At 68.3% G+C, this 821-nt stretch carries 1 protein-coding gene; it reads left to right on the top strand.

Annotated elements, in window-relative coordinates:
* Positions 1-821, top strand: an 821-nt coding sequence (gene trkA / locus SPH52_RS22445) for a Trk system potassium transporter TrkA (protein ID WP_411797272.1), incomplete at both ends; no start/stop codon positions are given.

The following is an 821-nucleotide window of genomic DNA, read 5'->3' as shown; positions in this document are numbered from 1 at the left end:
CGCGCCACCGCCTACCTCACCCGCAAGGGGCTGTTCGCCCACGAGGCGGTGCCCATCGACGTGCTGATCAGCCCCGAGCAGGTGGTCACCGACCATATCCGCCGCCTGATCGAGCACCCCGGCGCGCTGCAGGTGCTCGAGTTCGCCGGCGGCCTGGTACAGCTGGTGGCGGTCAAGGCCTACTACGGTGGCCCGCTGGTGGGCCAGGACCTCGGCTTCCTGCGCCGCCACATGCCCAGCGTCGATACCCGGGTGGCGGCCATCTACCGCCGCAACCGGCCGATCATCCCGCGCGGCGACACCGTGATCGAAGCCGACGACGAAGTGTTCTTCATCGCCGCCCGGCGCGACATCCGCGCGGTGATGAGCGAGCTGCGCCGGGTCGACCGCGACTTCCGCCGGGTGGTGATCGCCGGCGGCGGCAACATCGGCGAGCGCCTCGCCGAGCACCTCGAGCACAGCCATCAGGTCAAGATCATCGAGCACGGCCTGGAGCGCTGCACCGTGCTTTCCGAGCGCCTCGACCGCACCGTGGTGCTGCACGGCAGCGCCACCAACAAGCGCCTGCTGGAAGAGGAGAACATCGAGGAGTGCGACATCTTCTGCGCCCTGACCAACGACGACGAGGTCAACATCATGTCGTCGATGCTGGCCAAGCGCATGGGCGCGAAGAAGGTCCTCACGCTGATCAACAACGCCGCCTACGTCGATCTGGTGCAGGGCGGCGAGATCGACATCGCCATCTCGCCGCAGCAGGCCACCATCGGCAGCCTGCTGACCCACGTGCGGCGCGGCGACATCGTCAACGTGCACTCGCTGCG

Origin of the sequence: Halomonas sp. A29 (assembly GCF_046723295.1) — a bacterium.
Lineage (GTDB): Bacteria > Pseudomonadota > Gammaproteobacteria > Pseudomonadales > Halomonadaceae > Halomonas.
Note: the sequence above shows the minus strand (reverse complement) of the source record. Positions and strands in the feature narration are given on the sequence as shown.